This is a genomic window from Azospirillum sp. B4, assembly GCF_000333275.1.
In the GTDB taxonomy this organism is placed as follows: Bacteria; Pseudomonadota; Alphaproteobacteria; order Azospirillales; family Azospirillaceae; genus Nitrospirillum.
In genome coordinates this window covers 1-6,572 of record NZ_BACU01000254.1, presented here as the reverse complement: position 1 = coordinate 6,572, position 6,572 = coordinate 1, and the positions used below count along the sequence as shown (strand labels likewise).

Sequence of the window (6,572 nt, the reverse complement as noted above, 5' to 3'; positions counted from 1 at the left end):
TTCCTCTACCTGCCTATCCTGCTGCTGGTCGCCTATTCCTTCAACGACAACCGCTCGCTGACCGTCTGGACCGGCTTTTCCCTGCGCTGGTACCATGAGCTGATCGAGGACGGGCAGATGCTGGAGGCGGCGTGGCTGTCGCTGCGCATCGCCTTCGCCACCGCCTGTGGTGCCGTGGTCCTGGGCACGCTGGCGGGCATGATGCTGGCCCGCTTCGGCGCCTTCCGCGGCCGCGCCCTGTTCGCCGGCATGATCTCCGCGCCTCTGGTGATGCCTGAGGTGATCATGGGCCTGGCGCTGCTGCTGTTGTTCGTCAGCGCGGAACAGCTGATCGGCTGGCCCGCCGGGCGCGGGGTGCTGACCATCATCCTGGCCCACGTCACCTTTACCATGTCATTCGTGGCGGTGGTCATCCAGTCGCGCCTGGTCAGCATGGACGCCTCGCTGGAGGAGGCGGCGATGGATCTGGGGGCCCGGCCGGCCAAGGTGTTCTTCGTCATCACCCTGCCCATCATCGCCCCCGCCATCGTCTCGGGCTGGCTGCTGGCCTTCACCCTGTCGCTGGACGACCTGGTCATCACCAGCTTCGTCTCGGGCCCCGGCTCCACCACCCTACCGATGATCGTCTTCTCCTCCATCCGCCTGGGGCTCAAGCCGGAGATCAACGCCCTGGCCACCATCGTGGTGGCGGTGGTCGCCACCGGCATCGGCCTGGCCGGCTTCCTGGAAGCGAGACGCGCCCGCATCCGCGAGCGTGAGGAAAGCCAGGCGGGACGGGTCTAGCCCTCTCATCCAAAGCGCTGATTGCCAGCCTGTAACCCAGGCGGAATACTATTCTTTTCAGCCACCCTGACCCTGGGTGGTGGAGGAGCGGACGCCCATGACCTACACCCCCGGTTCCCTCGCTGCGGCGGGCTTCGTCATGCCCGGCGAGTGGCACCCGCACGACCGCTGCTGGATGGCGTGGCCCCACCGGGCGGAGACCTTTCCCAACGGGCTGGACGCCGCCCGCCGGGCCTATGCCGGCGTGGCCAAGGCCATCGCCCAGTTCGAGCCGGTGACCATCGTGGCGCCGCCGGGGGAGGTGGCGGAAGCCTCCGTCCTGTGCGGGGGATCGCCGGTCAGCGTCATTCCCGTGCCCCTGTCGGATAGCTGGATTCGGGACAACGGCCCCAGCTTCGTCATCGACGGCAAGGGCGGCATTGGCGGCGTGGATTGGGATTTCAACGCCTGGGGCCGCAACTACGATGATTTCGACGCCGACACCCACGTGGCGGCGGAGGTGCTGAAGGGCTTGGGACTTCCCCGCTTCAAGGCGCCGCTGATCATGGAGGGTGGGTCCTTCCATGTGGATGGCGAGGGCACGCTGATCACCACCGAGGAATGCCTGCTGAACCCCAACCGCAACCCCGGGCTGACCCGGGGGGAGATCGAGGGCCACCTGCGCGACTTCCTGGGCGTGCGCCAGATCATCTGGCTGGGCCGGGGGTATGAGCAGGATGAGACCGACGGCCATATCGATGAGATCGCCTGCTTCATCCGGCCGGGGCTGGTGCTGGCCATGACGACGGATGACCCGGACGACCCCAACTTCGACACCTTCCAGGACAATATCGAGCGGCTGTCCATGGCCACCGACGCCCAGGGGCGGGAATTGGATATCGTCACCCTGCGCACCCCGGCGCGCCAGGAACAGGCGGGCGTCCGCCTGACACTGTCCTACACCAACTTCTACCTGGCCAACGGCGGCGTGGTGCTGCCCGCCTTCGAGGACCCCATGGACGCGGAGGCGGCCAAGCTGTTCTCCCGCCTCTATCCCGATCGCCAGATCGTGCAGGTGCCGGCGCTGGACATCGTGCGCGGCGGCGGCGGCATCCACTGCATCACCCAGCAGCAGCCCAGGCCTTAAGGCTAGGACTGTCGCCGTGCAGCCAGCGTGATCAGTTGGCGCTTAACCGTTCATGGCAGCCGCCTGAATTTCCCTTTGGCGTCCAATGGGCGGCGGGGGCATCGTCCAGGGGGCCGCCGGCCATCGGCGGTATAGCGACGGGACTTTGCACCATGATCGTCCGGGACCGGCCCGGCCTGCTGCGGCTGTTCTTCATCCTGCGCGGGTCCATCGTGCTGCGCATCCTGCCGCAGGTGCTGGTGATCATCGCCCTGTCGGCGTGCGTGGTCTGGGCGCGCGGTACCCATCCCGACTGGGCGCCCGCCTTCAACGGCGCGCCCTTCGCCCTGTTGGGCATCGCGTTGTCAGTGTTCCTGGGCTTCCGCAACAACGCCTGCTACGACCGCTGGTGGGAAGCGCGCAAGGACTGGGGTCTGCTGGTCACCACCGCGCGCGACCTCGGCCGCCAGACGCTGATCCTGGAGACCGAGGGTGAGCCGAAAGCGGCGCGGCGCCAGCTGCTGCGCCTGGCCATGGCTTTCGCCCACGCCTGCGTCTGCCACTTGCGGCCCGGGGGCGACGTCACCAAGCCACGCCGTTTCCTCTCGGCCAGCCAGCTGGCGGGGTTCGAGGCGTCGCGCAACCGGCCGGATTACCTGCTGCGGCAGATGGGCCAGGTGCTGGCCGAGCTGTTGGCCGCCGGGCATCTCAGCGACATGCGCTACGCCGTGCTGGACGACACGGTGGAGCGGTTGTCGGCGGTGCTTGCGGCGTGTGAGCGCATCCGCAACACGCCGGTGCCCTTCGGCTACACCCTGCTGCTGCACCGCACGGCCTATCTGTTCTGTTTCCTGCTGCCCTTCGGCTTCGCCGACGTGCTGCACTGGGGCACGCCCTTCATCACGGGTCTGGTCGCCTACACCTTCTTCGGTCTGGACACCCTGGGCGACGAGCTGGAGGAGCCGTTCGGAATCCGGCTCAACGCTCTGCCCATCGAAGCGCTGGCCGACACCATCGAGATCAACCTGCGCGAGGCGTTGGGGGAGGCCGACCTGCCGCCCCTGCCACAGCCCAAGGGCCATGTGCTGATGTGATCCGGCGTCCGCGCCCCTTGGGGACCAGGGGGCGCGGGCCGAAGGGAGGATCAGTTCGGGGCAAGCTGGGCCTGCGCCAGCGCGCCGTCCAGGTTGGCGATGCAGCGGGCGTAACCGGCGCTGCCGGGCATCAGGCCGACCTCGGCGCAGGCGACATTGTCCGTGGGCATACCCCGGCGCTCATGCGGCATGGCGGCCGCCAGTGACTGGCTGAGGGTGCTGACGCAGGCGGCGTAATCGGTGTCGTTGACGGTCAGGCCCAGGGTCGTCTGGCAGGTGTGCTGGATGGTGGCCGTGTCGGTGGCGGTGACAGGTGCCGCGAAGGCGGGGGCGGCGAAGGTGGCCGCACCCATCAGGGCGGTGGCGACGGCGATCCTGATCGACGCAGACAGAGTCCGGGTGTTCATGGCTTACGCTCCTTTATTTGGCATCATGTCGGGGGGATTTGTTTTTCCCCGTGCTGGGGATGCCAATAAGACGCCGGCCGCCCGCTTTTATTCCCGGGCACCCAAACTTTTTTGAACTTTTTTTGGCGACACCCGGAAAGCCAGGCCGGTAGCGGCTTTCGCTGCCGCCAGGGCAAGGTCGATCACGCCGCCAGGTCGCGCATCACGCGGATCAGGTCGGCCTTGCCCTCGAAGCCGATGCCCGGCAACTCGGGCAGGACCACGTGCCCGTCCTCCACCCGCACGCCGTCGGGGAAGCCGCCATAGGGCTGGAACAGGTCGGGGTAGCTTTCATTGCCAGCCAAGCCCAGGCCGGCCGCGATCATCAGCGACATCTGGTGCCCGCCGTGTGGGATGCAGCGCGAGGGCGACCAGCCGAACTGGCGCAGAACGTCCAGGGTGCGCAGGTATTCGACCAAGCCGTAGGACAGGGCGCAGTCGAACTGCAGCCAGTCGCGGTCCGGCCGCATGCCGCCGTGGCGCAGCAGGTTGCGCGCGTCCTGGTGGGAGAACAGGTTCTCCCCCGTCGCCATGGCGCCGGGATAGAACTCCGACAGTGCGGCCTGCAGGGCGTAGTCCAATGGGTCGCCCGCCTCCTCGTACCAGAACAGCGGATAGTCGCGCAGCATCTTGGCGTAGGCGATGGCCGTCTCCAGGTCGAAGCGGCCGTTGGCGTCCACGGCCAGTTGGGCCTGTGACCCGATCTCCGCCAGCACGGCCTCGATGCGGGCGCGATCCTCCGCGATGGGGGCGCCGCCGATCTTCATCTTCACGACGGTGTAGCCGCGGTCGAGATAGCCCCGCATCTCCGTCCGCAGCGCGCCGGTGTCCTTGCCCGGGTAATAGTAGCCGCCAGCGGCGTAGACGAAGATGCGCGGGTCGGCGGTGCGGCCATGCCGCTCGGCCAGCAACTGGAACAGCGGCTTGCCCTCGATCTTGGCCACGGCGTCCCACACCGCCATGTCGATCGTGCCCACGGCGACGGAGCGCTCGCCATGCCCGCCGGGTTTCTCGTTGGTCATCATGGCCGCCCAGACCTTGGCCGGGTCGATGTTGTCGCGGGCATCGTCCAGCAGGCTTTTGGGATCCGCCTCCAGGATGCGCTCGCGGAAGCGCTCCCGGATCAGGCCGCCCTGGCCGTAGCGGCCATTGGAGTTGAAGCCGTAGCCGACCACCGGCCGGCCGTCGCGCACCACGTCGGTGACCACCGCCACCAGGCTGGTGGTCATCCTGGTGAAGTCGATATAGGCGTTGCGGATGGGCGATGAGATGGGCTGGGTGATCTCACGAACGTCGACGATGCGCATTGAGCATCACTCCTCTGGCCTTGGGGCGGGTGTGGCCGGTGGCCGACCGCCATCAGGTTTGGCTTGAATCCTTATCTGGGATAGGCTGGGAAAGGACCGTATGGCCAATGCCAAGAGTGAGTCACCTCATGCATGATCGGCATCATCCGTGGAATTGAACTGGCTGGAAGATCTGACGGCGCTGGCGGAGCATCGCAATTTTTCCCGCGCGGCGGCGGCGCGCCATGTCACCCAGCCGGCGTTCAGTCGCCGCATCCAGGCGCTGGAGGCCTGGGTGGGCACGGCCCTGGTGGTACGCGGCGGTGGCCAGGGCGTGTCCCTGAACGCCGCCGGGGAGGTGGTATGCGCCCAGGCGGCCGCCCTGACCCGCGACCTGCACCAGATGCAGCGCGACGCGCTGAGGGCTGCCGGCCGGGAAGGGGCCACCCTGACCATCGCCGCCACCCACGCCCTGTCCTTCACCTTCCTTCCCGGCTGGATCCGGTCGGTGGCGCCGCTGGAGACGCTGGGCACCCTGAGCCTGGTTTCAGACACCCTGGCGGCCTGTGAGCGCATCCTGCTGGCCGGCGACGCCGATTTCCTGCTGTGCCACGCCCATGCCGGCATGGCGACCGCGTTGACGCCCGGCGCCTTCGACAGCCAGGTGGTGGGCCGCGACCGACTGGTTCCCGTCTGCGCGCCCGATGACACGGGCGCCCCGCGCTGGGTTTTGGACGGGGGTCCGGCGGCGCCCCTGCTGGCCTACGGCGAGGCGTCGGGGTTGGCCCGTATCCTGAAGGCGGCGCTGCCCAGGGTGGCGTCGGAACCGGTGTTCACGGCACCGCTGGCGGCGACCCTGCAGACCATGGCGCGTGAGGGCCAGGGCCTCGCATGGCTGCCGGCCACCCTCATCACCGATGATTTGGTGGCCGGGCGACTGGTCGACGCCGGTGGCGGCGCCCACGCCATCCCGGTGGAAATCCGCCTGTTCCGCGCGGCGCGGCACCGCTCGGCCACGGCCGAGCGCTTCTGGGCGGCGGTCTAGCCTTCCACGAAGGCGCGCAGGCGGCCTGGCGCGTGTCCCACTGCGCCGAGACGGCGTCCAGATAGCGGCGCGCCGTCGCGCTGGTGGCCGGCATCTCACTCATCAGCGGGGCCGTCGACATGGGCGCGGATGTTGTACGCCTGGGCCGTCCAGCCACCCTCATTCATGCGCAGCGCCTCCACCCGGCGGTGATCGGGCAGCGTGTCGAAGCCGCTTTCCGTGATGGTCAGCAAGGTGCCGGTGTCGCGCGGTTCCAGGCGGAACTCCACCAGGGTCGGCGTCTCCCCCGAATAGTCCTTGTCCGGATCCACGGCGTAGGGATGCCAGGTGAAGGAGAACAGCCGCGGCTCCTCCATCGCCACGATGGTCGCGCGCCACACCACGTGCTCATAGCCCGGGTGGGTGATGCGCCCGCGCGCCTCCTGGCCCGGGACGAACGGACCCTCCAGCTTCACCCGGAACCACGCGCCGAATTCCTCATGATTGGTCAGCGCCCGCCATACCCGCTGGATCGGGGCCTTCAGTTCAATGTGCTTCCGGATGCTATCGGCCATTTAACGCAACCTCCTGGTTGCTGTTTCGCGCCCTTAACCGATCCCTATAAGTCCTGAGGCCCGGTTTGGTTCTGGCACCGTGTCAAATCTTCGCCCGGATTTGCCGACGCGCCTCATCCGCCAGGGGGTGCAGTGTCTGGGGCGGGGCGTCGGCCACCAGGCTGTAGCCCAGCCCCTGGTTGGCCCATGTGACGCCGCCAACCGTGTCTTTCTGGTGTTCCGACATGGGGGCATCGCCGTCCTTGGCCATGGGTCGTAC

Annotated in this window: 7 protein-coding genes; 4 read left to right on the top strand and 3 right to left on the bottom strand. The window is 68.1% G+C overall.

Annotated elements, in window-relative coordinates:
• The 3 genes from I55_RS10665 to I55_RS10655 all read left to right on the top strand — a co-directional run.
• Nucleotides 1-783 (top strand): ABC transporter permease subunit (locus I55_RS10665; protein ID WP_049974012.1); only part of this gene is annotated, 783 nt, incomplete at its 5' end.
• A 97-nt stretch (nucleotides 784-880) separates the two neighbouring features.
• The gene (locus tag I55_RS10660) at nucleotides 881-1,909 is read left to right on the top strand and encodes an agmatine/peptidylarginine deiminase (RefSeq protein WP_044560529.1); all 1,029 of its coding nucleotides are present in this window, start codon (nucleotides 881-883) and stop codon (nucleotides 1,907-1,909) included.
• Between the two features lie 152 nt (nucleotides 1,910-2,061).
• On the top strand, nucleotides 2,062-2,982 hold the full coding sequence (locus I55_RS10655) for a bestrophin family protein (RefSeq protein WP_044560528.1): 921 nt from the start codon (nucleotides 2,062-2,064) through the stop codon (nucleotides 2,980-2,982).
• 50 nt (nucleotides 2,983-3,032) lie between these two features.
• On the opposite strand, the gene I55_RS10650 is transcribed toward I55_RS10655, so the two are convergent.
• Together I55_RS10650 and I55_RS10645 are read right to left on the bottom strand one after the other, a co-directional pair.
• Nucleotides 3,033-3,389, bottom strand: a complete 357-nt coding sequence (locus I55_RS10650) for a hypothetical protein (protein ID WP_044560527.1) — start codon at nucleotides 3,387-3,389, stop codon at nucleotides 3,033-3,035.
• Between the two features lie 182 nt (nucleotides 3,390-3,571).
• Nucleotides 3,572-4,735 (bottom strand): mandelate racemase/muconate lactonizing enzyme family protein, encoded by a 1,164-nt coding sequence (locus tag I55_RS10645; protein ID WP_044560526.1) that lies wholly within the window; start codon nucleotides 4,733-4,735, stop codon nucleotides 3,572-3,574.
• Between the two features lie 148 nt (nucleotides 4,736-4,883).
• Between I55_RS10645 and I55_RS10640 the strand changes: the two genes are divergently transcribed.
• Entirely contained in the window at nucleotides 4,884-5,759 is an 876-nt protein-coding gene (locus I55_RS10640) for a LysR family transcriptional regulator (protein ID WP_044560525.1), read from the top strand.
• Between the two features lie 95 nt (nucleotides 5,760-5,854).
• Here the strand turns inward: I55_RS10640 and I55_RS10635 are convergent, their stop codons facing one another.
• The gene (locus tag I55_RS10635; RefSeq protein WP_044560524.1) at nucleotides 5,855-6,313 is read right to left on the bottom strand and encodes an SRPBCC family protein; all 459 of its coding nucleotides are present in this window, start codon (nucleotides 6,311-6,313) and stop codon (nucleotides 5,855-5,857) included.
• Nucleotides 6,314-6,572 lie beyond the last annotated feature (259 nt).

Excerpts from the sequence above, each read along its gene's own strand:
- I55_RS10660 (WP_044560529.1), top strand. The coding sequence starts at position 881 with ATGACCTACACCCCCGGTTCCCTCGCTGCGGCGGGCTTCGTCATGCCC.
- I55_RS10655 (WP_044560528.1), top strand. The coding sequence starts at position 2,062 with ATGATCGTCCGGGACCGGCCCGGCCTGCTGCGGCTGTTCTTCATCCTG.
- I55_RS10650 (WP_044560527.1), bottom strand. The coding sequence starts at position 3,389 with ATGAACACCCGGACTCTGTCTGCGTCGATCAGGATCGCCGTCGCCACC.
- I55_RS10645 (WP_044560526.1), bottom strand. The coding sequence starts at position 4,735 with ATGCGCATCGTCGACGTTCGTGAGATCACCCAGCCCATCTCATCGCCC.
- I55_RS10635 (WP_044560524.1), bottom strand. The coding sequence starts at position 6,313 with ATGGCCGATAGCATCCGGAAGCACATTGAACTGAAGGCCCCGATCCAG.